This is a genomic window from Amycolatopsis sp. FBCC-B4732 (assembly GCF_023008405.1).
GTDB lineage: Bacteria > Actinomycetota > Actinomycetes > Mycobacteriales > Pseudonocardiaceae > Amycolatopsis > Amycolatopsis pretoriensis_A.
This window is the reverse complement of sequence record NZ_CP095376.1, coordinates 8559685-8583210: the sequence shown is the minus strand read 5'-3', so window position 1 is coordinate 8583210 and position 23526 is coordinate 8559685. Positions and strand designations below refer to the sequence as shown.

24 protein-coding genes are annotated in these 23526 nt (G+C 71.2%); 17 read left to right on the top strand and 7 right to left on the bottom strand.

What is annotated here, in order from left to right; translation table 11 throughout:
- Positions 1 to 32: 32 nt before the first annotated feature.
- Positions 33 to 1850, bottom strand: a complete 1818-nt coding sequence (locus MUY14_RS38730; RefSeq protein ID WP_247017000.1) for a LamG-like jellyroll fold domain-containing protein — start codon at positions 1848 to 1850, stop codon at positions 33 to 35.
- A 79-nt stretch (positions 1851 to 1929) separates the two neighbouring features.
- On the opposite strand from MUY14_RS38730, the gene MUY14_RS38725 reads away from it, so the two are divergent.
- Entirely contained in the window at positions 1930 to 2322 is a 393-nt protein-coding gene (locus tag MUY14_RS38725) for a glyoxalase/bleomycin resistance/extradiol dioxygenase family protein (RefSeq protein ID WP_247016998.1), read from the top strand.
- On the opposite strand, the gene MUY14_RS38720 is transcribed toward MUY14_RS38725, so the two are convergent.
- On the bottom strand, positions 2298 to 2786 hold the full coding sequence (locus tag MUY14_RS38720; RefSeq protein WP_247016996.1) for a DUF6328 family protein: 489 nt from the start codon (positions 2784 to 2786) through the stop codon (positions 2298 to 2300). The two genes, MUY14_RS38725 and MUY14_RS38720, sit on opposite strands and share 25 nt — an antisense overlap.
- Before the next feature lie 126 nt (positions 2787 to 2912).
- On the opposite strand from MUY14_RS38720, the gene MUY14_RS38715 reads away from it, so the two are divergent.
- Positions 2913 to 3476 (top strand): superoxide dismutase family protein, encoded by a 564-nt coding sequence (locus MUY14_RS38715; RefSeq protein WP_247016994.1) that lies wholly within the window; start codon positions 2913 to 2915, stop codon positions 3474 to 3476.
- Here MUY14_RS38715 and MUY14_RS38710 read toward each other — a convergent pair whose 3' ends face one another.
- From MUY14_RS38710 to MUY14_RS38695, 4 genes are all read right to left on the bottom strand, one after another.
- A complete protein-coding gene (locus MUY14_RS38710; protein WP_247016992.1) occupies positions 3477 to 3869 on the bottom strand; it encodes a TIGR03667 family PPOX class F420-dependent oxidoreductase in 393 nt (130 codons plus the stop codon).
- Between the two features lie 66 nt (positions 3870 to 3935).
- Positions 3936 to 5741, bottom strand: coding sequence for a DUF2339 domain-containing protein (locus MUY14_RS38705; protein WP_247016990.1), 1806 nt, complete (start codon positions 5739 to 5741; stop codon positions 3936 to 3938).
- Between the two features lie 60 nt (positions 5742 to 5801).
- Positions 5802 to 6767 (bottom strand): Gfo/Idh/MocA family protein, encoded by a 966-nt coding sequence (locus MUY14_RS38700; RefSeq protein ID WP_247016988.1) that lies wholly within the window; start codon positions 6765 to 6767, stop codon positions 5802 to 5804.
- A gap of 10 nt (positions 6768 to 6777) precedes the next feature.
- Positions 6778 to 8118, bottom strand: coding sequence for a pentapeptide repeat-containing protein (locus tag MUY14_RS38695; protein ID WP_247016986.1), 1341 nt, complete (start codon positions 8116 to 8118; stop codon positions 6778 to 6780).
- Positions 8119 to 8212: 94 nt separating this feature from the next.
- On the opposite strand from MUY14_RS38695, the gene dusB reads away from it, so the two are divergent.
- The 15 genes from dusB to phoU all read left to right on the top strand — a co-directional run bounded on the left by dusB (position 8213) and on the right by phoU (position 22604).
- A complete protein-coding gene (dusB, locus tag MUY14_RS38690; protein WP_247016984.1) occupies positions 8213 to 9352 on the top strand; it encodes a tRNA dihydrouridine synthase DusB in 1140 nt (379 codons plus the stop codon).
- A 413-nt stretch (positions 9353 to 9765) separates the two neighbouring features.
- Positions 9766 to 10416, top strand: coding sequence for a VC0807 family protein (locus tag MUY14_RS38685; protein WP_247016982.1), 651 nt, complete (start codon positions 9766 to 9768; stop codon positions 10414 to 10416).
- A gap of 33 nt (positions 10417 to 10449) precedes the next feature.
- Entirely contained in the window at positions 10450 to 11142 is a 693-nt protein-coding gene (locus MUY14_RS38680) for a GntR family transcriptional regulator (RefSeq protein WP_247016980.1), read from the top strand.
- Positions 11139 to 12134, top strand: coding sequence for an ADP-ribosylglycohydrolase family protein (locus MUY14_RS38675; RefSeq protein WP_247016978.1), 996 nt, complete (start codon positions 11139 to 11141; stop codon positions 12132 to 12134). Before MUY14_RS38680 ends, MUY14_RS38675 begins: the two co-directional genes overlap by 4 nt.
- Complete coding sequence (locus tag MUY14_RS38670) at positions 12131 to 13006, top strand: PfkB family carbohydrate kinase (protein WP_247016976.1); 876 nt, start codon at positions 12131 to 12133, stop codon at positions 13004 to 13006. The genes MUY14_RS38675 and MUY14_RS38670 overlap by 4 nt, the downstream gene beginning before the upstream one ends.
- Positions 13003 to 14436: a cytosine permease gene (locus MUY14_RS38665; protein ID WP_247016974.1), complete on the top strand. Its 1434-nt coding sequence runs from the start codon at positions 13003 to 13005 to the stop codon at positions 14434 to 14436. Before MUY14_RS38670 ends, MUY14_RS38665 begins: the two co-directional genes overlap by 4 nt.
- Positions 14433 to 14966: a cysteine hydrolase family protein gene (locus MUY14_RS38660; protein ID WP_247016972.1), complete on the top strand. Its 534-nt coding sequence runs from the start codon at positions 14433 to 14435 to the stop codon at positions 14964 to 14966. Before MUY14_RS38665 ends, MUY14_RS38660 begins: the two co-directional genes overlap by 4 nt.
- Before the next feature lie 53 nt (positions 14967 to 15019).
- A complete protein-coding gene (locus tag MUY14_RS38655; RefSeq protein ID WP_247016971.1) occupies positions 15020 to 15697 on the top strand; it encodes a Crp/Fnr family transcriptional regulator in 678 nt (225 codons plus the stop codon).
- A 7-nt stretch (positions 15698 to 15704) separates the two neighbouring features.
- The gene (locus tag MUY14_RS38650) at positions 15705 to 16001 is read left to right on the top strand and encodes a hypothetical protein (protein ID WP_247016969.1); all 297 of its coding nucleotides are present in this window, start codon (positions 15705 to 15707) and stop codon (positions 15999 to 16001) included.
- A gap of 2 nt (positions 16002 to 16003) precedes the next feature.
- Positions 16004 to 16441, top strand: a complete 438-nt coding sequence (locus MUY14_RS38645; protein WP_247016968.1) for a hypothetical protein — start codon at positions 16004 to 16006, stop codon at positions 16439 to 16441.
- A 78-nt stretch (positions 16442 to 16519) separates the two neighbouring features.
- Positions 16520 to 17353, top strand: coding sequence for an alpha/beta fold hydrolase (locus MUY14_RS38640; protein ID WP_247016967.1), 834 nt, complete (start codon positions 16520 to 16522; stop codon positions 17351 to 17353).
- A gap of 87 nt (positions 17354 to 17440) precedes the next feature.
- Positions 17441 to 18004 carry an isopentenyl-diphosphate Delta-isomerase gene (idi, locus tag MUY14_RS38635; protein WP_247016966.1) on the top strand — a complete coding sequence of 188 codons (564 nt, stop codon included), beginning with the start codon at positions 17441 to 17443 and terminating at the stop codon, positions 18002 to 18004.
- A 120-nt stretch (positions 18005 to 18124) separates the two neighbouring features.
- Entirely contained in the window at positions 18125 to 18799 is a 675-nt protein-coding gene (locus tag MUY14_RS38630; RefSeq protein ID WP_247016964.1) for a GGDEF domain-containing protein, read from the top strand.
- Positions 18800 to 20415: 1616 nt separating this feature from the next.
- Positions 20416 to 21855, top strand: a complete 1440-nt coding sequence (locus tag MUY14_RS38625; RefSeq protein ID WP_247025458.1) for an LCP family protein — start codon at positions 20416 to 20418, stop codon at positions 21853 to 21855.
- Between the two features lie 83 nt (positions 21856 to 21938).
- Entirely contained in the window at positions 21939 to 22604 is a 666-nt protein-coding gene (phoU, locus tag MUY14_RS38620) for a phosphate signaling complex protein PhoU (protein WP_247016962.1), read from the top strand.
- 145 nt (positions 22605 to 22749) lie between these two features.
- Here phoU and pstB read toward each other — a convergent pair whose 3' ends face one another.
- Positions 22750 to 23526 (bottom strand): phosphate ABC transporter ATP-binding protein PstB, encoded by a 777-nt coding sequence (pstB, locus tag MUY14_RS38615; RefSeq protein WP_247016960.1) that lies wholly within the window; start codon positions 23524 to 23526, stop codon positions 22750 to 22752.

Here is a 23526-nt window from a genome sequence, read left to right as displayed (position 1 = left end):
GATTTTTTATTGTCCACCCGCTGTCAAGGGGTTCAGCCCAGCATGAATTCGCGCGGGTTCAGCGGCCGGTCGACCACCCGCACGTCGCCCAGTAGCCCGGCGAAACTCCGGTCGACCTTCCCGTCGTAGGACGAGGCGCCGACCAGCCACGAGCCGCCCGGGTCGGCGAGCCCGATCGCCGGCGTCGAGGGGTTCCGCACCACCGGGCAGCCGTCGACGTACACGACCGTGCGGCGGCCGTCGTTGACCACGGCGACGTGCCACCACTTCTCCACCGCCAGTTCATGGCCCCAGTTCGTCGCGGTCCGGTCCTGGTTGAGCGGGTACACCGCCCACTGCAGCTCCCCACCGTCCGAAAGGGACAGTGTGGCGGCCGATTCCTTCGGGTCGTCGCCGGTCTTGCCGGCCGCCGCGCCGCTGCCCTGGCGGGCGAACAGGCCGCACCAGCCGTGGTGGCCGTCCTTGAAGTCCGCCGGCAGCCGGAAGAACGCCTCGACGGTGTAGCCGCGTTCGAACTTCAGCTTGTTCATCGGCGCCCGGTCGACGGTGCGCAGGTACGCGCCCCGGCTCGGGTCGCGGCCGCCGTCGAAGCTCAGGCTCGCCCGCGACGGCTGCCGCGGCGAGAACTCGCTCGAGTACTTCAGCTGGCCCGGCCCGCTGCCGGGCGCGGTGACGCGCGTGAGGTCGTTGCCGTGCCCGGTCTGGTCGCGCACGACGACGTCGGCCGGCACCGGCTTGCCGTCCGGCCCGCCCTCGAAGCGCCAGTACGCGACGGTTCCCGGCACCAGAAGCTGCTTCGCCGGGCGCCCGGGCGGGACCGGCACGGGAGCGAAGTCCTTGAAGCGCTCGGCGAAGTCGATCTCGAGGCTGAAGTAGTCGGCCGGCCCGCTGCGCTCGACCTCGATCCGCTGCATCTCGCTCAGGTGGTCCTGCGCGGCGAGCCACGGCGAGAACGTCCGGACGTCGACCACGCCGCGGGCGAGGTCGAACTGGTAGAGCCGGACCATCGCGCCGCCGCCGTAGTAGCGGTCCTGGTAGTTGGCGATGTGCACGTGGACGTCGTGGCCGGCGGCGTTCTTGCGGACCGTGCGCCCGGTCGGCCAGTAGTGGCCGTTGAGCGTCAGGAAGATCTGGTCGCTGCCGTCGACGAGCTCCTTCCAGACGAGCTCGCCGAACGTCGAGAACTGGGCCTGGTGGTCGTCGTCGGCCCAGACGAGTTCGTGGATCGTGAGGATCGCGGGCAGCGTCGGATGCTGCGCGAGGACGTGCTTCGCCCAGTTCAGGCCGCCCGCGGAGGGCCGCCAGTCGAGGGCGAGCAGCAGCCACTCGCGGCCGCCGCCGCGGAAGACGTGGTAGCTGTTGTAGCCGTCCTCGGTGGCACCGCGGAACGTCGGCGAGTTGCGCTGGCGCTGCGGACCGAAGGCGTCGAGGTACGGCGAGGGGCCGCGCTGGTCGTCCTTCGAGCCGTCGATGTCGTGGTTGCCCGCGAGGGTGCTGTACGGGAACCGGCGGCGGTCGAGCGCCTGGAACGACCTGCTGATCCTGGCGAACTCGTCGGCGTGGCCGTTCTGGGTGAGATCGCCGAGGTGAGCGAGGAAGACAACGTTGTCAGCCGACTCGTCGAGGACGTACCGCAGCGAGGCGTCCAGCGGGGCCGCGTCCCCGCGGTCCTCGTCGAACAGGTACTGCGTGTCCGGCATGACCACGAGCGTGAAGCGCGGATCTTCGGCGTCGGGGCGGTGCCGGCCCTGGGCTTGGGCGGCCGGTGCGCCGAGGACGCCCGGCAGGGTCGCCGCGGCGGCGACGGCCGGTGCGCCGAGGAGGAAGGTCCGGCGAGAAGTGTCAGTCACGGGCCGGAAGCTACGGGCGCCGGCCGACCGCCCCGGCAACTGCTGCCGAACGCGGGATGAACAGCGGTACTGTTCGCGCATGAGCGGCCCGCGGGTGTTCCGGATGATCCAGCCCGTCGACGACGTCGAGGTCGCCGTCGCGTTCTACGCCGCCGTCCTCGGCCAGCCGGGCGAGCGGATCGCGCTCAACCGCCACTACTTCCGCTGCGGCGACGTCGTGCTCGCCTGCGTCGAGGCGCCGCCCGAGCACCGCGAGCCGCGCCCGGGCAAGGACCCGCGCATCGTCTACCTCGCGGTCGACGACGTCGACGAGACGTACGAGCGCGTGCAAGCCGCCCGGCCGCGCTGGATCGACGACGCCGTCGAGACGCAGTTCTGGGGCGAGCGGTCGTTCTACGCCGACGACCCGTTCGGCAACCCGCTCTGCTTCGTCCAGGAAGACACGCGCTACTCGGGCGGCCCCGTCGGCTGATCGTCGCCGCGCTGGTGCAGCCGGAACGGCATGACGAACCAGAGGATCCCGAAGATCAGCAGGCACAGCACGGCCATCACGCCCATCGCGATCCCGCCGTAGACGACCTTCGAGATCAGCGCGACCGTCGACGTGATCGCCAGGGCCAGGCAGACCAGCCCGGCCAGGACGAGCCGGTTGCCGACGGTCAGGATCCGCTCCCGGCTCCCCGTGCGGAACAGCAGCCGGTGCCAGGCCGCGGGCGCGGTCAGCAGCGCCGTCGCCGCCACGGCGAGCGCCACCGCGGACAGGTGCAGTGACTTCTCGAACCCGCTGGCGTCGTGGAAGCGGTCGGTGAACACGACCGAAAGCAGGAACCCGAACAGGATCTGCACGCCCGCCTGCGCGACCCGCAGCTCCTGCAGCAGCTCGCCGACGTTGCGCGTCAGCTGCTCGTTGCGGGTCTCGCCGGTGTGTTCGGGCACTCGAAAACCTTAACCGCGCCCGCGATCTCCCACCGGATGGGAAGAACGTGACTTTCCCCCACAATCCGGTCACTCGTTCGTGTGAAGATCATGGTGGCCACCGGCCGCGCTCGTTAGAGAGGGATCATGCGTCTTCTCCCGGCCCTCGCCGCCGCGGCCGCCCTCACCGCGTTCTTCCCCGCCGTCGCGTCCGCCGCCACGTCGCCCGTGCACGTCGCGACCGCGCACGGCACGTTCACCGCGTATGCCCCCAGCGCACACGCGGTGACGTACCGGCCCGATCTCGTGCCCGTCGGCGCCCGGGCGCACGTGTTCAGCCTCTCGGCGGCGCACGCCGGCACGTCGACCACGCTCGCCGTCACCGGCCTGCGCCCGGGCCGCGCTTACGGCGCCCACGCGCACGCTCAGCCGTGCGGCGCCACCGGTGACGCCGCCGGCCCGCACTTCCAGCACGTGCCGGACCCGGTGAAGCCGTCGACCGACCCCGCGTACGCCAACCCGCGCAACGAGATCTGGCTCGACTTCACCACCGACCGGCTCGGCACCGGCTTCGCCCGGTCCACTGTGGACTGGACGTTCGACGCGCGGCGGCCCCGCTCGGTGGTCGTGCACGAAACGCACACGCACACCGACCCCGGCCACGCGGGCACGGCGGGTGCCCGGCTCGCCTGCCTGGACGTCGACTTCTAGTCACCACCCCCAGGAGCGCTCGGGCACCACGCGGATGCGCACGGAGTACTCGGCGTCGAAGGCTTCCGGTGTCTCGAAACCGATCGCCGCGTAGTGGGAGCGGTACTTGTCGAGGTACCCCGGCGCCTCGGAGGCCTTCGCCTCGTCGACGGTCGCTTTCCCGTTGACCACGAGGATCGCGCCGCCGTGCTCGTCGCCGTTGAGGTGGAAGCTCACCTCGGGGTTCGCCGCGATGTGCCGGATCTTCGCGGTGTCCGGCTTGCTGAACACGACGACGTCGTCGCCGTCGAGCACGAACCACACCGGTCGTGGTGCGGGCCGCCCCTTCGGCGTGACGGTGGTCAGCCACGCGATGTTCTCGCCCGCCCGGTCGGCGAGCTTCGGTTCTGCCATTGTCGGTGCCCCCTGGCTCCTCGGTCTGTGACCCAGGTAACCACGAGGCACCGACAATTCTTCCCGCTAGCGCGAGGCGACCCGGCGCGCGTACCGCGTCCCGGCCGCCAGCAGCACCAGCCCGGCGCCGAGGAAGGCACCGACCCGGGCGAGGCCGTCGAGCGCCGAAAGGTCGAACAGCACCAGCTTGAGCACCGCGGCGCCGACCAGGACCAACCCCGTCACGCGCAGCCCGACGACGTCGATCCCGCGCAGCAGCAGGAGGAGCGCGGCGACCGTCCAGGACACCGTGATCAGCGCGTGGCCGAGCAGGAAGCCCGAGCGGCCGGGGACCGCGAGCAGCGACCCGCACAGCACCACCCCGGCGGCGCCGTACAGCGCCGCGACACCGGCGAGGAGCCACACCGGCAGGTCGTCGGCCGGGCCGCGGAACACCGCCAGGCGGGCCGCCGCCCACGGCAGCGCGACCGACACGGCGAGGATGAGCGCGGCGACCGCGAGCGCACCGGCCAGTTCGGCGGCCGAGCGGCCGCGCGGGACGATCAGCAGCGCGGGCGTGACGTCGAAGAACACGCCGATCAGCCCGCCGATCGCGGCGAACCCGAGCGCGGCGCCGAGCGCGAACCGGTTGCGCCCGGCGACCGCGGCCACGACCAGCAGCAGCGCCTCGCCGAGCAGGACCCCGGCGCGGGCCGCGCCGTCGAACTGCGTGACGGTCGCCTGCAGGATCGCGAGCAGGCCGGCCAGCCCGGCCAGGTGCCCGGCGACGCCCGGCCAGAAGCGGCGCGCGGCCCAGACGGCGACCAGGAGGACGCCGGCGCCCGCCGTGATCGGCACGGCCTGCGCCTTCGGCAGCAGCACGGCGGCGATGAGCGTGGGGAGCACGGCCGTCGCCAGCACCGAAAGCGCGGCGGGGTCGTTCTCGCGGCGGCGCAGCACGATCAGCGTGAGCACGATCCCGGCGACACCGGCGCCCCCGGCCGCGGCGGTGTTGGCCCAGCCGCCGCCCTGGCCGAGCACCGCCGTGCTGATCACGGAGGCGAACAGCGGCGGGACGCCGGCGGCGAGCGTCAGCGACGACCAGTCGCGGCGCAGCTGCACCGGCGTCGTCGCGAGCTGGACCATGAGCAGGAAGGTGACCAGTTCGGCGGTGAAGCCGCGGGTGATCATCGGCGCGCAGACGACGCAGCCGACGACGACGGCGGAAGCCAGCAGCGGCGATTCCCAGCGCACGGCCACGAGCAGCCCGCCGACGGTGATCGCCAGCCCGGCCGCGAGCCCGGCGAGCACCGGCAGGAACTCGTAGAGCGACGTCGCGGCGACGGCGTCCAGGTAGAGCGTCGCGATCCCGGTGGCGGCGAGGGCGAAGGCCCCGGTCCGGCCCGCGTGCTTGCGGTGCAGCCACACGCCGGTGCTGGTCAGCGCCAGCCCGAAGGCGGCACCGACGAGCACCCGCGGCAGCGGCCCGAGCCAGCCCCGCTGGACGGCCAGCACCAGCAGCAGGACGACGCCGAGCAGCGTGACGGCCCCGCCGACCCAGGCGAGCACCCGGCTCCCGGCGCCTTCCTTGCCGAGCTTCTCGCCGAGCGTCTGCCGGGGAACGGGCTGGTAGGGCGGCTGCGGAGGGGGCGGGAAGTACTGCTGCGGCGGCGGCTGCCACTGGTACTGCGGCCACGGCGGCATCGGCTGGGGCTGCGGTTGCGGCTGCGGCGGGGGCTGCGGCGCGGCTTGCGGTTGGGGCTGCGGAGCCGGTTCGGGCTTCGGCTGCTCGGTGCGCGCGGTCCGCAGTTCGGCGCCCACCAGGGCGAGGCGACGCCCCAGGTCGTCGATCTCGCCGGCGAGCCGGAGGAGCACATCCGCTTCGGTGGTCATACCGGACAGGGTCACGCACCGGCGCCCACCTGCGGATCCGTAGCACTACTCAAACCCGGGTCACGTCCTGGTCGCGGCCCGCACCTCGTCCATGGTGGTCATGATCGAAACGGTCTCGGCCAGCGGCATGTGCGGGCTCTCGACCTCACCGTTCGCCAGTCGGCGCGCGACCTCGTCGGCCTGGTACCGCAGGCCACGCCCCTCGTCGACGTACTCGAAGCGGCTCCGGTCGCCTTCGCGCGGGATGAGCGTGAAGGAGGCGGGCGCGTAGAAGGCGCCCTCGATCTCGATGCGCGCCTCGGTCCCGACGATCGACGCGGTGGTCGGCGACACCGCGCCGAGCGTGCAGCTGAGCACGGCCTGCGCACCGCCCGCGTAGCCGAACAGCATAGACATCTGGGCGTCGACGCCGGTGAAGGCGGGTGTCGCCATGGCCGCGACGCGCTCGGGCGCACCGAGCACCATCGAGGCGAAGGAGACGGGGTAGATCCCGAGGTCGAGCAGGGCGCCACCGCCGAGTTCGGGGGCGAACAGCCGGAACCCGGGGTCCTCGGCGAACCACTGCCCGTGGTCGGCGAAGACCGTGACGACGTCCCCGAGCCGCGGCAGCAGCTCACGGATGTGCCGGACGTGCGGGAGGAACCGCGTCCACATGGCCTCCATGAGGAAGAGGTTCTTGTCCCGCGCCAGCTCGACGAGGTCCCGCGCTTCGGCGGCGTCCATGGTGAAGGGCTTCTCGACGAGCACGGGCTTGCCGGCTTCGAGCGCGAGCCGCGCGTTGCCGTGGTGCAGGGGGTGCGGCGTGGCGACGTAGACGACATCGATGTCAGGATCGCCGGCGAGAGCTTCGTAGCTGCTGTGCCGGGTGGGGATGTTCCTCGGTTCGGCGAACCGCTCGGCGCTCTCGGCCGTCCGGGACCCGACCGCGGCGACGACGCCGGAGGTGGTCAGCCGCAGATCGTCGGCGAAGGCCTTGGCAATGCCACCGGTACCCATGATTCCCCAGCGCAGGGGCTTGTCGTTCATGACCGCGAGCCTAGGCGTCCTCGGCGAAGGTCGTCGTGTCGAAGACTTCGCCCCAGCGTCCTTCGTGGCCGGGGAGCTCGGTGTCCGTCGACGTCACGAGCTGCCAGGTCGGCGGCCAAGCACGCTTCGCCGTCGTTTCGTCGACGTCGAGGCGGGCGTGAGCGGGGAAGACGTCGGCCCGGCCGTCGAACCGGACGTCGCGGAAATTGACCCAGCGGCCGAACAACGCCCCGGCGAAATCGGTCCCCTGGCGGAAAACGCACCCACCGAACAACGCGTCGCCGCGGAAATCGGTGCGGCGGAACGTCGACGGTCCCAGGAATTCGACGTCGGTGAACACGGCGCTGTCGAGGAAAACGATTCCGGCCAAGCTCGCGAGGTCGTGGAACTTCGCGTCGTCGAAGACGGTGGCCTCACCGAACCGGGCCCCGCCGAAGACCGCGCGCCCCTTGAAGCCGGCGCCCCGGAACAGGGCGCCGGCCTCGAACGCCGTGCCGGTGAACTCGACCGGGCCGAGCTCGGCACCGTTGAAGACGGCGAGCTTGGCGAACCGGGCACCGTCGAAGCTCGCGCAGGCCACGACCGCGCCACCGAACTCGGCGTGGTCCTCGAACTGGGTTCCCTGGAACAAGGCCATGGACTCGAACCGGGCACTGCCGAAGTTCGCCCGGCCCCGGAACGTCGCCCGGTCGAAGCTCGCCTGCCGCACGACGCACCCCGAGAAGTCGAAGTCGTGGAGAACCGCACCGGTGAGATCGACGTCGAGACCAGGCCAGGCCGCGGCGCCCCGGAGATGGCTGCTCAGGACGCGCTGGACGGTCGACCGGACGTGCCGCTCCTGCTCGTCCGGCTCACCCGGGTTGCGCAGGTAGGCGCAGAAGACGTGCACCACGGTCTGGCGCTGCCCGGGGTTGCTCTGCCCGAGCCGTTCCAGCGCGTAGATCCCGGCCAGCCGCACCGGGGCCGTGTCCGCGCCGAGCAGTTCGGCCGATTTGGTGTACAGCTCGGTGATCCGCCGCTCGACGGCGTCCCGGTGGTTGTCGGCGGCGACTTCCCGCTGCTGCTCCAGCGTCCGTTCCAAGGTCCGTTCACGCTGCAGGTGATCGGCTTCGGTGGACCGCTGCCGCCGCCAGGCCAGGAACAGCGCGAACACCCCACCCCCACCGACGGCGATGCTCACCCCGACCCGTACGGCGTCGAGCCGCGGCCCGGCCAGTGCGCCACTGACGTTCACCCACCAGATCAACGCGACGAGCGCACCCCCGGTGAGCAGGCCGAGGAGCAGAGCGACGAGGAGAACGGTCCGCCCCGGCAAGGGTCGCACCGGCTCGGTCGCGGCGGGTTCGGCCATGGGGAGCATGGTGCCGCACCGCCCTTGTTCGCGGGACGGGAAAACTGCTGGCGACCGGTGCCCCTGGTCGACGTGACCGACACCACAAGCGACAATGGAGGACGTGACCGCCACCCTGAGCAAGCCCGCCCTGAAGATCGGCCCCTACCAGGTCGATCCCCCAGTGGTGCTCGCCCCGATGGCCGGCATCACCAACGTCGCCTTCCGGCAGCTCTGCGCCGAGTACGGCGCCGGCATCTACGTGTGCGAAATGATCACCGCCCGCGCCGTCGTCGAACGCCACCCCGGCACCATGCACATGATGACCTTCGGGGCCGACGAAAAGCCCAGGTCCATGCAGCTCTACGGCGTCGACCCGAAGACCATGGCCGAAGCCGTCCGGATCATCGTCGGCGAAGGGCTCGCCGACCACGTCGACTCCAACTTCGGCTGCCCGGTCGCGAAGGTGACGCGCAAGGGCGGCGGGGCCGCGCTGCCGTTCAAGCGGAAGCTGTTCGAAGCCATCGTGCGCGAGTCCGTGCGCGCGGCGGGGGACGTGCCGTTCACGGTCAAGTTCCGCATCGGCATCGACGACGACCACCGCACCTTCCTCGACGCCGGCCGCATCGCCGAAGCCGAAGGCGCCGCCGCCGTCAGCCTGCACGCGCGCACCGCCGCCCAGCGCTACTCCGGCCAGGCCGACTGGACGAAGATCGCCGAGCTGAAGGAAGCCGTCACCAGCATCCCGGTGCTGGGCAACGGCGACATCTTCAGCGCCGCCGACGCCCTGCGCATGGTCGACGAAACCGGGTGCGACGGCGTCGTCGTCGGCCGGGGCTGCCTCGGCCGACCGTGGCTGTTCGGCGAGCTTGAAGCCGCCTTCGCCGGCCGCCCGCTGCCGACCCCGCCGAACCTGGGCGAGGTGGCGCGCGTCCTGCGCCGGCACGCCGAGCTCCTCATCCAGCACGACGGCGAGACCAAGGCCCTGCGCGACCTGCGCAAGCACATGGCCTGGTACTTCATGAACTTCCCGGTCGGCGCCGAACTCCGCCGCGGCTTCGCGATGGTGTCCGGCCTGCCCGAGCTGGACGACCTCATCGGCCGCCTCGACCACGACGCCCCGTTCCCCGCCAACGCCGACGGCCCCCGCGGCCGCCAGGGCAGCCCGGGCAAGGTCACGCTCCCGCACGGCTGGCTCGACGACCCGGACGACGACTGCGTCCCGGAAGCGGAAGACATGCATTCAGGCGGCTGAGGCTCACCCCGAACAGCAGCCGCCCCAGCGGCACGTGCACGACCTTGACGTGCGCGATCCCCAACGCCACTTGAGCGAGCACGAGCCCGAGAAAGACCACGGCGAACAGGATCGGCCGCGGCGAGCCACCTCCCGGCTTCCACATCGGAACCGCCGCCACCACCTGCACCACCGCGACGCCGAACACGGTGTACGCGGCGGCGCTGTGCAGCGGGTGCCCGCTCCGGGTGGTCAGCAACAGGCCGGCGGTGACCGCCGAGAGGAAGACCGCGAAAGTCTCCGAAGCACGCAAGAACGTTCCCATGCGAACCCGACGACGCAGCCCCGCGGAACGTGAGGCCGTGACATCTGTCAGGCCGAAGTCGTGGCGGACGACATCCGTCCCCAACCCCCGGCCGCGACAAGCTTTTCGCATGACGAAGAACGGTTCCCCGCTCCAGACCCTGGCCATCGAGATCGCCGTCCCGATCGGCGTCTACTACGGGCTCCATGCGCTCGGCGCCAGCATCTTCCTGAGCCTCGCCCTCAGCGGTGTCGTCCCGCTCGCCCGGACGCTCCACCAGTTCGCCAAGGACCGCACCCTCAACGGCCTCGCGCTCGTCGTCCTGGTCACGAACGTCGTCGGCATGCTGCTGACCTTCGTCTCCGGCGACGCCCGCATGATGATCGCGAAGGACTCGCTCGGCAGCGGCATCACCGGGCTCGTCATCCTCGTCTCCGCGTGCACCGCGGCGCCGATCATGACCAAGACGATCCAGCCGTTCCTCACCCGCGGCAAGGCGGAGAACGAAGCCGCGTGGGAACGCCTCAGCGGCACGCCGAAGTTCTCGCGGATCATGCGTCTCACCAGCGTCATCTGGGGTATCGGGTTCGTCCTCGAGTCCGCCGCTCGCGTCATCGGCGCCTTCACACTGCCGATCGAAACCATGGTGTGGCTGAGCACCGTCATCTTCGTGGGCGCGTTCGCGGTGATGATGGTCGCCGGCGGCAAGGTCGCCGAGCAGGCGGGCAAGCTGATCGCCGCCGAGGCGAAGGCGGACGTCCGGCCGCTCGTCGCCGCTTGACCTGCGACGATGCCAGGGTGTACAGGTGTGTACATGTACAGCAAGCGGCAGCAGCTGGTCGGCGACCTCACCGACCTGATCCGCTCCGGGCGCCTCGCCAACGGCGAACGCCTCCCCGGTGAGCACCAGCTCGCCCTGCAGTACCAGGTCAGCCGCGGCACGGTCCGCAGCGCGCTGTCCGAGCTGCAGCAGCTCGACCTCATCTCCACCCAGGCCGGCGTCGGGTCGTTCGTCACCTTCGACGGCGTCCAGCTCGACCAGCGGATCGGCTGGGCCCGCGCCCTCGCCGACGCCGGCGCGCCCGTCACCACCGAACTCCTCGGCATCGAAACCGTCCGGGACCAGGCGCTCCACGAGGAGTTCGGGCCGGAGACCTACGTCGCCGTCCGGCGGCTGCGGCGGGAGCACGACCGCGGGGTCTCCCTGGAAACCGCCACCGTGCCCGCCGTCGGGCCGCTCGCCGAACTCCCCGAAACCGGCCTGCGCGACGACTCCCTCACCAAGACCCTCGAAGCCGCCGGCCTGGTCTCCGTCGGCGGCGACCAGTGGATCAGCACCGAACGCCTGGACGCCTGCGCCGCCGAACTCCTCGGCCGCAGCATCGGCGAGCTCTTCCTCCGCGCCGAGCGCACCTCGGTCGACGTCGAGGGCGGGCTGGTCGAGCGGGTGGTCAGCCTGCTGGACCCGGACCGCTTCCAGTTCCACCTCACCTTCGGACACCGGTGAGCGCGCGGGACCGGGCGCTCGGCGCGTTCACCGGCCTGGCGGTCGGCGACGCGCTCGGGATGCCGACGCAGTCGATGTCCCGCGCCGCGATCGCCGCCACCTACGGGCCGGTCACCGGCCTGCTGACCGCCGTCGCCGAGCAGCCGATCGCGCCGTCGATGCCCGCCGGGTCGATCACCGACGACACCGAGCAGGCCGTCCTGCTGGCCCGGCTGCTCATCGACGGCCGCGGCACCGTCGAGCCGCACGTCTTCGCCGACGCCCTGCTCATCTGGGAAGCGGACATGGTCCGCCGCGGCTCCGCCGACCTGCTCGGCCCGTCGACGAAACGCGCGCTTTCCCGGCTGCAGAACGGCGTTCCGGCCGAGGAAGCCGGCCGCACCGGCACCACCAACGGCGCCGCCATGCGGGTCACGCCGGTCGGCATCGCCACGCCTTCGGAGGACCTGCACCGCCTGGTCGACGCCGTCGTCGCGACCGCGCGGGTCACGCACAACACCAGCCTCGGCATCGCGGCCGCCGCCGCGGTCGCCGCCGCCGTCTCCGCCGGGATCGACGGCGCGAGCCTGCCCGAAGCGCTCGACGCGGGTGAGCGCGCCGCCGTCGTCGGCGGGGAGCGCGGGCACTGGGCGCCCGGCGGGGAGATCGCCGCCCGGATCGGCTGGGCCCGCGGCTGGGTGCGGGGCATGGCGCCGGCCGCCGTCGCCGACGCGGTCGCGAGGGTGATCGGCACGTCGGTCGCGTCGCAGGAGTCCGTCGTGGCCGCGTTCGCGCTGGCCGACGCCATGGGCGACGACCCGCCGGCGGCGCTGCGGCTGGCCGCCGGGCTGGGTGGCGACACCGACACCGTGGCCGCGATCTGCGGGGCGATGCTCGGGGCCGCGCACGGGGTCGACGCCTTCCGGCCCGACGTCGTCGAGACCGTGCTCAGCGTGAACCGGCTGGAATTCGGCCCGCTGGTCGACGAGCTCCTCAAGCTGCGCCGTCGATGACCGGGCGGCTGGTGCACACCGGGCAGGTCGTCCTCGACCTGGTCATGGCGGTGCCGGCCCTGCCCCCGCCGGGCGGCGACGTCCTGGCGACGTCGACGAACCTCTTGCCCGGCGGCGGGTTCAACGTGATGGCCGCGGCCGCCCGGTCCGGCGCGCGGGTGCTCTACGCGGGCACCCACGGCACCGGTGCGCTGGGCGACCTCGCACGCGCCGCGCTGGCCGCCGAGGGTGTCGAACTGGCCCACGAACCGACGCCGGAGCTGGACACCGGCGTCGTCGTCGCGCTGGTCGACGCGAGCGGCGAGCGCACCTTCGCGACCGGCAGCGGCGCCGAAGGACGGCTGCGACCCGACCTGCTCGACCGGGTCCTCCTAAATGATGACGACGTGGTGTATGTGACTGGCTACAGTCTGTTGCACGAGATCAATCGCAGGGCTCTCGTCGAGTGGCTGCCCCGGCTGCCCGGCTCGAGGATCCTGTTCGACCCCGGCCCGCTGGTGGCCGAAATCAACCCTGGAGAACTCCATGACGTACTGTCCATTGTAGACATCCTGAGCTGCAACGCCCGCGAAGCCGGCGTGCTGGGCGAGCTGCCACCGGTCGCCGTCGTCCGCGAGGGCGCGAAGGGCTGCCGCGTGCACGAACACGGCCGGATCACCGAGGTCCCCGGCTTCGCGGTCGACGCGGTGGACACCAACGGCGCCGGCGACACGCATTGCGGCGTACTGGCCGCGGAGCTGCTGCGCGGCAGTACCCTCCTCGACGCCGCCGTGCGCGCCAACGCGGCGGCCGCGCTTTCGGTGACCCGGCCCGGCCCGGCGACGGCGCCGAGCCGGACGGAGATCGACCACTGGGTGGAGGCCACGACATGAGCGGTTCCCGCAGGCTCGAGGTGGAGACCAACGGCCTCGACGTGATCGACGACGCCGAGCGGCGCGGCAGGCCACGGCAGCTGTTCTGGCCGTGGTTCGGCGCGAACGTGTCGGTGCTGGGGTTGAGCTACGGCTCGTTCACCCTCGGCTTCGGCATCTCGTTCTGGCAGGCGCTGGTCGCCGGCGTCGTCGGCATCCTGTTCTCGTTCCTGCTGTGCGGGTTCATCGCGATCGCCGGCAAACGCGGGTCGGCGCCGACGATGCTGCTCTCGCGCGCGGCCTTCGGCGTCCGCGGCAACCGGCTGCCGTCGGCGATCTCGTGGCTGCTGACGGTCGGCTGGGAAACCGTGCTGACGGCGCTGGCGACACTGGCCACGGCGACGGTGTTCGACCGCCTCGGCTGGGGCGGCGGCACGGTGACGAAGGTGGTCGCGCTGGTGGTCGTCGCGGCGCTGACCGTCGCCGCCGGCGTGCTGGGCTTCGACGCGATCATGAAGCTGCAGACGTGGATCACGTGGATCACCGGCGTGCTCACGGTCGTCTACGTGGTGCTCGTGGCCGGCGACGTGCACTGGCCGGCGGTCAGCGCGCTGCCGTCCGGCTCGGCGCAGCAGTGGGTGGGCGCGCTGGTGTTCCTGATGACCGGCTTCGGCCTCGGCTGGGTCAACGCGGCCGCGGACTACTCGCGCTACCTCCCGCGCTCGGCGTCGGGCCGCGGGGTGGTCGGCTGGACGACGTTCGGCGCGTCGGTGGCGCCGCTGGTGCTGCTGGTGTTCGGGCTGCTGCTGGCCGGCTCGTCACCGGACCTGAACAAGGCGATCGCGGCGGACCCGATCGGCGCGCTGACGACGTTGCTGCCGCTGTGGTTCCTGGTGCCGTTCGCGATAGTCGCGGTGCTCGGGCTGGTCGGCGGCGCGGTGCTGGACATCTACTCGTCGGGCCTGGCGCTGCTTTCGGCCGGGCTGCGCGTGCCCCGCCCGGTGGCGGCGCTCGTCGACGGCGTGCTGATGGTGCTGGGCACGGTCTACATCGTGTTCTTCGGCGGCGAGTTCCTCGGCCAGTTCCAGGGTTTCCTGGTCACGCTGGGCGTCCCGGTGGCGGCCTGGTGCGGCGTGATGCTGGCGGACGTCCTGCTGCGCCGCCGCGACTACGCCGAGCGGGAGCTGTTCGACCCGGCGGGCCGCTACGGCGACGTCCGCGTCGGGCCGATCGCAGTGATTCTGGTGGCGACGGCGCTCGGCTGGGGCCTGGTGACGAACTCGTCCGCGGACTGGCTGAAGTGGCAGGGCTACCTCCTGGAGCCCCTCGGCCTCGGCGGCCGCGACGGCGCATGGGCGTTCGCGAACCTCGGCGTCCTGGTGGCGCTGGCGCTGGGCTTCCTGGCCACATTGCTGACGCGGCAGCGGGTCCGCACCCAGGAGGCGGCATGAGAGCGGTCCTGGCGGTCATCGACCTGCAGAACGTCTTCGCCGACCCGGCGAGCCCGTGGTTCACCCCACGCTTCGCCGAGGTCGTCCCCCCGATCCGCCGGCTGGTGACAGCGTTCGGCAACGACGTCGTGTTCACCCGGTTCGTCGCACCTCCGAGCCCGGAAGGAGCCTGGAAGCAGTACTACGCGCAGTGGCCCTTCGCCCTGCAGCCCCCGGACGCCCAGCTGTACCAGATCGTCGACGCGTTCCAGCCACCGTCCACAGTGGACGCGACCACCTTCGGCAAGTGGACCCCTCGCCTGGCAACCCGCGTCGGCGGCGCCCGGTTGGTTCTGGCAGGCGTCTCGACGGACTGCTGCGTCCTGTCGACAGCCCTGGCCGCAGCGGACGCAGGCGTCGCGGTCACCGTGGTGTCCGACGCGTGCGCGGGCGTGGACGACGAAAGCCACGCGAAAACCCTCGACATCCTGCGGCTCTACAGTCCGCTGATCACAGTTGCTCAGGTCAGCGACGTCATCGACCAGAAGTAGCGCTCGAATGGAGCACTTGACCCTCTCTTAAGTGTAATATTACTCTTAACAACATGGTCGAGCAGCTTCAAGATCAGGGGCATCCTCTCCTCACGGAGGAGGAGATGCAGCACCTTGCTGAGGTGGGTCAGGTCTTGAAGCGCGATGAGGGGCACACCTTCTTCCGCGAAGGCGAGGAGACCGACTTCGCGCTGCTCATCAAGAAGGGCCACATCAAGGTCGTCCTCGGCACGCGGCCACGCATCGTGGCGATCCGCGGGCCGCGGGAAACCGTCGGTGAGATGGCGGCCGTCCGCCCTCAGCCGCGCACAGCCAGCGCGATCGCCATGGACACCGTGGAAGTGCTGCTGCTGCCCGCTACGGCATGGCTGAAATTCCTCTACGACAACCCCCGCGCGATGCACGCCCAGCTCGTCGCCGCGGACGAGCGCGTATCGCAGGCGACGAACAAGGTCGTCGAGTCCGACCTCGCGGTCGAGCAGAAGGTCGCGAAAGCCATCCTCGAACTGGCAGGGAAAGGCATCGGCCGCTCCACCGACAGCGGGCTCGCCATGCCGTTGAGCCAACAGGACGTCGCAGCGTTGACCGGCGCGTCTGTCGACTCAGTGAAAAAGATCATCCGCGCGTTGAAGGAGCAGAAGATGATCGGCACCGGTCGCCAGGTCCTCTACATCCGAAGGAACGAAGCTCTCGCGGAGATCGCCGAGGGCAACCGCACGGCGACGTTGTGAGCCCGCAATGCTGGCCAACCTGCTCGGTCACCTCGAATGGGTCACAGTCGCCGTCGTCGTCACCCTGTCGACGGTGACGAGGGCTTGGCTCAGGTTGCGGCGGACCGAAGTCCGGCAGCGGTTCGAGACCGATCGGCTGCACAAGGCATTGGAGGGCAGCAGCCCAACGGAACGACCGGAAATCATCCGCGCGCTGGCTGCCGTACCGGCGCCGGCCGAAGACTCCGACGAACCCGAACCGCAAGAACACACTCTGCTCGACTGGCTGCGCCGCCATCGACCGCTCGCACCACCGAAGGAATGATCGTGGTCATCAGCCTGTGCCACCACCCGCTCTTCCGGCAGCTGGCCGCGCTCGGGCTCGACACCCGCGACTACGTCGTATTCGGCAGTGCCCCCATGTTCGCGCACAACCTCACCGAGAGGCTCCACGACCTGGATGTCGTCGCGCGCGGCGAAGCCTTGCGCTACGCCGAAACGCACGGTGTGCCCGGAACAGGGTCTGTCACCGGAGACCGGCTCTGGAAGCTGTGCGATGGCCGCATCGAAGTCTCGGAGCGGTGGGTCTCACCCGAGTGGGACACCGACGACCTGATCTCGCGCGCGGAACTCATCGACGGCATCCCTTTCGCCCCCCTCTCCGACGTCCTCAAGTACAAGCTGATGCTGCGCCGGGCCAAGGATGGCGAGGACATCCGCACCCTGTACCGCAGAACCGGAGCACCAACCCCGCCGGCCGAGTAGCCCGGGAACCACGTCGAGCTCCAAGTGACCGTGCCGCTCGGGGGCACGCCCTGGACCGAAGCAAGTAGATTCGGCCCCGTGATCGACCACATCAGCATCCCCACCGAGGCCGGAACCTTCGACGCCATCGCCGCCGGGCCCGAAGACGGGCGGCCCGTGTTGCTGCTGCACGGCTTTCCCGAAGCCGCGGTCGAGTGGGAGCACCAGGTCGCCACCCTCGGGGTGCTCGGGTTCCGGGCCGTCGCGCCGGACCAGCGGGGCTACTCGCCCGGGGTGCGGCCGGAGCAGGCGACCGAGTACTCGATCGACCACCTCGTCGAGGACGTCGTCACGATCACGAAGGCGCTCGGCTGGGAGCGGTTCGACCTCGTCGGGCACGACTGGGGTGGCGCCGTCGCGTGGTGGACCGCCGACGCGCATCCCGATCGGTTGCGGAGCCTCGCCGTCATCTCCACGCCGCACCCCGCCGCGCTCGCCGAGGCCATGAAGACCGATGAGGACCAGCACCTGCGGACGCGGTACATGACCGAGTGGCGGCAGACGCGCGTCACCGAGCGGCGGATGCTCGAGAACGACGGCCGGGCGCTGCGGGACATGTTCGAGCGGCGGGTGGCGCCGTCCAAGGTCGACGACTACGTCCAGCGGCTGTCCGAGCCGGGCGCGCTCACCGCGGCGCTCAACTGGTACCGGGCGGGGCGGCCGGGCGGGAAGATCGGGAAGATCGCCGTGCCCACGCTGTACGTCTGGAGCACCGAGGACGTCTCCTTCGGGTCGACCGCCGCGCTCGACACCGCGAACTGGGTCACCGGGCCGTACCGGTTCGAGATGCTCGAAGACGTCACGCACTGGGTTCCGGAGGAGGCGCCGGAGGCCGTCACCACGCTGCTCGTCGAGCACCTCCACGCGCGGTAACCGCCCGTCACCCCGCCGGGCGGATCACGGGTAACCCACCCACCTCGCGGTACGGCCGGTTCGGCGCGTTCGTGTTCACTGGGGCGCGTGGATACCGCGACCGAACCCGAGACCGAGCAGGTCGTCTTCGTCACCGAAGACGGCGTGCCCACCGGCGAAACCGGCCCGAAGCTGGCCAGTCACCACGAGCACACCCGGTTGCACCTGGCCTTCTCGTGCTACGTCCTGCGGCGAAGCGACAACGCCCTGCTGATCACCCAGCGCGCGCTCGACAAGAAGGTCTGGCCGGGGGTCTGGACCAACAGCGTCTGCGGCCACCCCGCACCCGGTGAGTCCCTCGAAGACGCCGTCCGCCGGCGCGCGGGCTACGAGATCGGGCTGCCCTCGCTGTCCGGGCTGCGCTGCGTGCTGCCGAACTACCGCTACCGGACGCCGCCGTTCCAGGGGATCGTCGAGAACGAGTTCTGCCCGGTGTTCGCCGCGTGGACCGACGACGAGCCGGCGCCGAACCCGGCCGAGGTCGGCGACTGGCGCTGGATCGCCTGGATCGACTACACGGAGCTACTGAACGACGTCACGGCGGATGTGAGTTACTGGGCCAAAGATCAGTTCGCCCAGCTCAAGGGCATCGAGCCGTTCTCGGGCCTCTGACCCGCCGACTCCGCAGAGTCACCGGCACTGTCCCGTTTGAGCGAAATTCACCTTCGTCCGCACCGACGCCTCAAGGGTGGCCTCCGCCGCGACGACAACCAAGGGGTGGTGGAGGTGGGCATGGTCGCCGAGGGCGAAGGCGCGCTGAGCCGGACCGGCCGCCCACGGCCGCCGGACCTGCTCCGCCTGCACGAAGCCGTCGCGAGCCTCTTCGCGACCCAAGGCGATTGGCGCCGCGCTTACCAGCACCTGCGGTCCGCGCTGGACATCGCCCGCGACGGCAGCCTGCGCGACGCCCTGACGTCGAGCTACAACCGCCGTTACCTCGACGAGCGGCTCTACGGACCGTTCACCGACCGTCCCCCACTCGGTATTGCGCTCGTCGATCTTGACCGCTTCAAGCGCGTGAACGACACGTACGGTCACCTCGTCGGCGACCGCGTCCTCCGTCGGGTGGCCGATCTGCTGCAGGAGGAACTGCCGCCGGACGGCTTCTGCGCCCGCTACGGCGGCGAGGAGTTCGTGCTCTGGCTGCCCGGCGTCGACGCGGGGCACGCGATCGGCATCGTCGACGCGGCCCGCGTGCGCGTCGCCCGTCACCCCTGGTCAGAACTCCAGCCCGGGTTGCACGTGACGATCAGCGCCGGACTGGCGCACGAGGCCGGCGCGCCGTCGTCACCCGAACGCCAGCTGCGCAGCGCCGACCGCCTGCTTTATGCGGCGAAACGCGCGGGCCGCAACAAAGTGGCCTATCACGACGCGCAAAGCACGCAGTTAATAACCCACTCTGAGTAACGTAAACACCGCATTACTCCGGATTGCCGATGAGTGGCTTCACCCGTTTGTCGACGCCCACCGCCCGTTCGTCGACTCAAGGTGAAGAAATTTCCGGGAGGGTGTCGTCACGAACGGGGGGTATCCGTACGATAACGAAAACCTCCGGAGGAACGATCACCTCCTGCGGGGGAGGACGTCCTAGTCGAGATCGTGCGGAAGGAGACCGAGTGCCGGACGAGCACGACAGCCCGGGAACCGGTCGCCGCACCGATGGTCCGGCGCGGCCACGGACGGGTAGACGCAGGTCGATGGAAGACCAGGGCGGCATCAGCGTCTCGGACGTCGTGGCCAAGACCACCGGGGTGCGGCCGACGCCGCCCCGCGAGCCGGACCAGCCGGGCCGCCGCGCGGCCGAGCCGCCGTCCCGGGCGCGGGCACCGCAGCCGCCCGCCGAAGACCCAGTACCCACGGACGCGAACCGTCAACCCCGCCCCCCGCGCCCCCGCCAGCCCCGCCGCACGGCAGCGGCGGCCCCGGCCCCCGAGGCGCCGCTCCAGCGCCGCCCCCCGGCGGCCAACCCGGGCCCCCAGCAGACGTCGGCGGCTCCGCAGCCCCCTCGCCGCCCGCGACGCCCGGGCGCGGACGCGACCCCGCCGGCCGAAGGCGGAGCCCCCCGACGAGCCCTCGACGGCCGCCGCGCGGTGACCCCCGACGACACGGCTCGGCGCAGCCCGGCCGCGGATCGGCGTGGACCTGAGGACGCACCGACGCGCCACACGCCCGCAGCTGACGGACCAGCCGGTCGGCGCGCGGCCGCACCCGACGACGCCGGTCCCCGCCACACGCCCGCAGCTGACGGACCCGGTCGGCGCGCGGCCGCACCCGACGACGCCGGTCCCCGCCACACGCCCGCAGCCGACGGCCCCACCGGCCGACGCGCAGCCGGCCCCGACGACGCCGGCCTTCGACGCAGCCCTGCGGACAGCCCCGCGCCGCGACGCTCGGTCGCCCCCGAAGACGCACCTACGCGCCACACGCCCGCAGCCGACGGCCGACGCTCGGTTGCCCCCGACGACTCAGCTCCGCGGCACGCTCCCGCAGCTGACGGACCAGCCTGTCGGCGCGCGGCCGCGCCCGACGACGCAGGTCCCCGCCACGCTCCCGCAGCCGACGGCCCCACCGGCCGACGCGCGGTCGGCCCCGACGACGCCGCTCTGCGCCACGACGGGCCCGCGGCCCGGCGCGCGGCGGCGCCCGAAGACTCGGGCCCCCGTCGCCCGATGGCGGCCGATGGCCCCGCTGGTCGGCGTGCGGCCGAGGGACCCGCGCCTCGTCGTGGTGCCGCGCCCGATGGGCCCGCGCCGCACCGTGCTCCCGACAGCGCTGCGATGCGGCGTCCGGCGACCGCGCGGCCGGTCGGCCCGCCCGGAACCCCGGACAGCCCGGCACCTCGCCGGGCACCGGCCCTCGACGAGAACACCGGCCGCGCGGCCACACCCGACGGGCCCGCGGTTCGCCGTCCCGCCGCCGCACGGCCTGCCGCCACCCCGGACAGCCCCGCCGCTGCGCGGGAAACCGCTGCGCCCGAAGCCGGCGGCCGTCCGGCGGCCAACGGGGCCAACGGGATCGCCGCCGTGCCTCCGCGGTCCGCTCTCGACCCGCTGACCATGACCGACGAGATGGAAGCGATCGACGAGGCGACCCAGTACCGCCGCAAGATCGACCACACCCTCGCCCGGTTCTCCGCCGCGCACGACGAAATGAACGCCGAAGAAGAGAAGCGGCGGGTGCGCCGTGAGCGGCTCTCGCCCGCTTCGATCCTCGAGAGCACCCGCACCGCCCTTCAGCGCGTGGTCACCACCACGCCGCAGGGTGAAGACGAAGCGGTCTCCGAGGAACAGGCCGCGCAGACCCGGCTCCAGGAGAAGAAGGCCCGGAAGATCGAGCGCTCGGTGCGGTTCGGGCGGATCGCCGCCGCGGTCGTCGCCGGGCTCGTCTTCCTCGGGATCGGGGGTGCGTGGGGCGCCCAGACGTACTTCGACGCGAAGTTCACCCAGGTCTCCGCGCTCGACGAGAACTCCGCCGACATCCAGGACGCCGACGCGCAGGCCAACGACGAGAACTTCCTGATGGTCGGCTCCGACACCCGGGACGGCGCCTCCGCCGAGGAGGGCGTCGGCACCGCCGACAGCAATCCGGGCGCGCGCTCCGACACCGTGATGGTGGCGCACATCCCCGCGGACCGGAAGCGGGTCGTCGTCACGTCCTTCCCGCGTGACCTCGAGATCGACCGGCCCGAGTGCCAGCGCTGGGATCCCGCGCAGAGCAAGACGACCGACGAAAAGGTCCCCGAGCAGAAGATCGCGAAGCTGAACACCGCCTACGCGGTCGGCGGCCCGCCCTGCACCACCAAGGTGATCCAGCAGCTCACCGGTCTGCGGATCAACCACTTCGTCGGCATCGACTTCAACGGCTTCAAGGAGATGGTCGACGCCGTGCACGGCGTCACCGTGCACAACGAGACCCCGATCGACGACACGACCCTCGGCAAGGTGCTGATGGAGACCGGCGACGTGACGATCTCGGGCGACCAGGCGCTGAACTTCGTGCGCGCCCGGCACGTCAAGGGCGACCCGACGTCGGACTACGGCCGGATCAAGCGGCAGCAGGAGTTCATCGGCGCGCTGCTGCGGAAGGTCATGTCGTCGGACGTCGTGCTCGACCCCGGCAAGCTCAGCGACTTCATCACCGCCTTCGCGAAGGCCACCTTCGGCGACAACCTCGGCGTCAAGCAGATGATGACGCTGGCGCAGTCGATGAAGGGCCTCGACTCCTCGAAGATCACCTTCCTGACCGTGCCGACGGTCGGCCTGCCCAACAGCCGCGGCAACGAAGTCCTCGTCCGCAGCAAGACGAAGTCGCTCTTCGACGCGCTGCGCAACAACACCCCGCTGCCGGACGCGAACGCGCCGGTCCCGCCGAGCGAGCAGGCTTCGCCGACCAGCACGTCGAAGTCGAAGACGGGCAGCTCCAAGAGCACCACGACGAGCAAGAAGAGCAGCACCACGGGCTGATCCGCGAGGATCGTTAGACCGGGTTCACGTGCGGTTCACCCGGCGATGCGGTGTTTGGTCACGGTTGGCCGTAGGGTTGGGCCATGCGTGAGGCTTACCATGTCGAACTCGAACAGCTCGCCGTCAACCTGGCCGCCATGTCGGTCCAGGTCGCCGACGCCATGGAGCGGGCCACGAGGGCACTGCTGGAGGTCGATCTCAGTCTCGCCGAGCAGGTGATCAGCGACGACGCCAAGGTCGACGACGCACGCGCCCAGTGCGAAGAGCAGGCGTACGCCCTGCTGGCCCTGCAGGCGCCTGTGGCGACCGATCTGCGCACCGTCCTCGCGGCGATCCACGCCGCGGAAAGCCTGGAGCGGATGGGCGATCTGGCGCTGCACGTGGCGAAGGCCGCGCGGCGCCGCCACCCCGACCCGGTGCTGCCCGACGCCGTGCGCCCGTACTTCGCCGAGATGGGCGAGGTCGCGGTGAAGCTGGCCCGCTCGACCGAGCAGGTCATCAAGACGAAGGACGTCGAAGCGGCGAAGACGCTCGAGTCCGACGACGACCAGGTGGACGACATCCACCGCCACCTCTTCACGGTCCTGATGGACCGCGAGTGGCCGCACGGCGTCGCCGCGGCGGTCGACGTGACGCTGCTGGGCCGCTTCTACGAGCGCTACGCCGACCACGCGGTGTCGGTCGCGAAGCGGATGATCTTCGTGGTCACGGGCAAGATGCCGGGCTACGGCTCGGACGACGACATCTGAGCCGCACCAACGAGAAAGGCCCCCGGCCGGCGCCGGGGGCCTTTTTTTGCGGGAAGACACCGCACCGCTCCACTTTGGACAAAAGAAAGGCCTTTCTCGCCGACCCCGAGCACCGGCGAGAAAGGCCTTCCCCGACAACGACTACTCAGCCGAAGCGGCCGGAAATGTAATCCTCCGTGGCCTTTTCGTCCGGGTTGGAGAAGATCTTCTCCGTGTCGTTGAGCTCCACCAGCCGGCCCGGCTGCCCGACGCCGGCGAGGTTGAAGAACGCCGTCTGGTCGGAAACCCGCGCTGCCTGCTGCATGTTGTGCGTGACGATGACGATCGTGTAGTCCTTCTTCAGCTCCCCGATCAGGTCCTCGATCGCGAGCGTCGAAATCGGGTCCAGCGCCGAGCACGGTTCGTCCATCAGCAGGACGTCCGGCTGGACCGCGATCGCGCGGGCGATGCAGAGCCGCTGCTGCTGACCGCCCGACAGGCCGCCGCCCGGTTTGTTGAGGCGGTCCTTGACCTCGTTCCACAGGTTCGCGCCGCGCAGGGCGCGCTCGGCGATGTCGTCGAGGGTCTTCTTGCCCTTGGTGCCACCGAGCTTCAGGCCCGCGACGACGTTGTCCTTGATGGACATCGTCGGGAACGGGTTGGGGCGCTGGAAAACCATGCCGATCGTGCGGCGGACCTGGACCGGGTCGACCGCCGACGCGTAGATGTCCTCGCCGTCGAGCAGCACCTGGCCGTCGACGCGGGCGCCGGGGATGACCTCGTGCATGCGGTTGAGCGTGCGCAGCACCGTCGACTTGCCGCAGCCCGACGGGCCGATGAACGCGGTGACGTTGCGCGGTGGCACGGAGAGGGTGACACCGTCCACGGCGTGGAACTTGCCGTAGTAGATGTCGACGTCCTTGACATCGAGTCGTTTGGCCAT

What these genes read in the sequence shown, in the direction of transcription:
- MUY14_RS38630 (WP_247016964.1), top strand. Translation starts at nt 18,125, where the DNA reads ATGGTCGCCGAGGGCGAAGGCGCGCTGAGCCGGACCGGCCGCCCACGG.
- MUY14_RS38725 (WP_247016998.1), top strand. Translation starts at nt 1,930, where the DNA reads ATGAGCGGCCCGCGGGTGTTCCGGATGATCCAGCCCGTCGACGACGTC.
- MUY14_RS38670 (WP_247016976.1), top strand. Translation starts at nt 12,131, where the DNA reads ATGACCGGGCGGCTGGTGCACACCGGGCAGGTCGTCCTCGACCTGGTC.
- MUY14_RS38655 (WP_247016971.1), top strand. Translation starts at nt 15,020, where the DNA reads ATGGTCGAGCAGCTTCAAGATCAGGGGCATCCTCTCCTCACGGAGGAG.
- phoU (WP_247016962.1), top strand. Translation starts at nt 21,939, where the DNA reads ATGCGTGAGGCTTACCATGTCGAACTCGAACAGCTCGCCGTCAACCTG.
- MUY14_RS38680 (WP_247016980.1), top strand. Translation starts at nt 10,450, where the DNA reads ATGTACAGCAAGCGGCAGCAGCTGGTCGGCGACCTCACCGACCTGATC.
- dusB (WP_247016984.1), top strand. Translation starts at nt 8,213, where the DNA reads ATGGAGGACGTGACCGCCACCCTGAGCAAGCCCGCCCTGAAGATCGGC.
- pstB (WP_247016960.1), bottom strand. Translation starts at nt 23,526, where the DNA reads ATGGCCAAACGACTCGATGTCAAGGACGTCGACATCTACTACGGCAAG.
- MUY14_RS38700 (WP_247016988.1), bottom strand. Translation starts at nt 6,767, where the DNA reads ATGAACGACAAGCCCCTGCGCTGGGGAATCATGGGTACCGGTGGCATT.
- MUY14_RS38710 (WP_247016992.1), bottom strand. Translation starts at nt 3,869, where the DNA reads ATGGCAGAACCGAAGCTCGCCGACCGGGCGGGCGAGAACATCGCGTGG.
- MUY14_RS38685 (WP_247016982.1), top strand. Translation starts at nt 9,766, where the DNA reads ATGACGAAGAACGGTTCCCCGCTCCAGACCCTGGCCATCGAGATCGCC.
- MUY14_RS38660 (WP_247016972.1), top strand. Translation starts at nt 14,433, where the DNA reads ATGAGAGCGGTCCTGGCGGTCATCGACCTGCAGAACGTCTTCGCCGAC.
- MUY14_RS38705 (WP_247016990.1), bottom strand. Translation starts at nt 5,741, where the DNA reads ATGACCACCGAAGCGGATGTGCTCCTCCGGCTCGCCGGCGAGATCGAC.
- MUY14_RS38715 (WP_247016994.1), top strand. Translation starts at nt 2,913, where the DNA reads ATGCGTCTTCTCCCGGCCCTCGCCGCCGCGGCCGCCCTCACCGCGTTC.
- MUY14_RS38695 (WP_247016986.1), bottom strand. Translation starts at nt 8,118, where the DNA reads ATGGCCGAACCCGCCGCGACCGAGCCGGTGCGACCCTTGCCGGGGCGG.
- MUY14_RS38650 (WP_247016969.1), top strand. Translation starts at nt 15,705, where the DNA reads ATGCTGGCCAACCTGCTCGGTCACCTCGAATGGGTCACAGTCGCCGTC.
- MUY14_RS38665 (WP_247016974.1), top strand. Translation starts at nt 13,003, where the DNA reads ATGAGCGGTTCCCGCAGGCTCGAGGTGGAGACCAACGGCCTCGACGTG.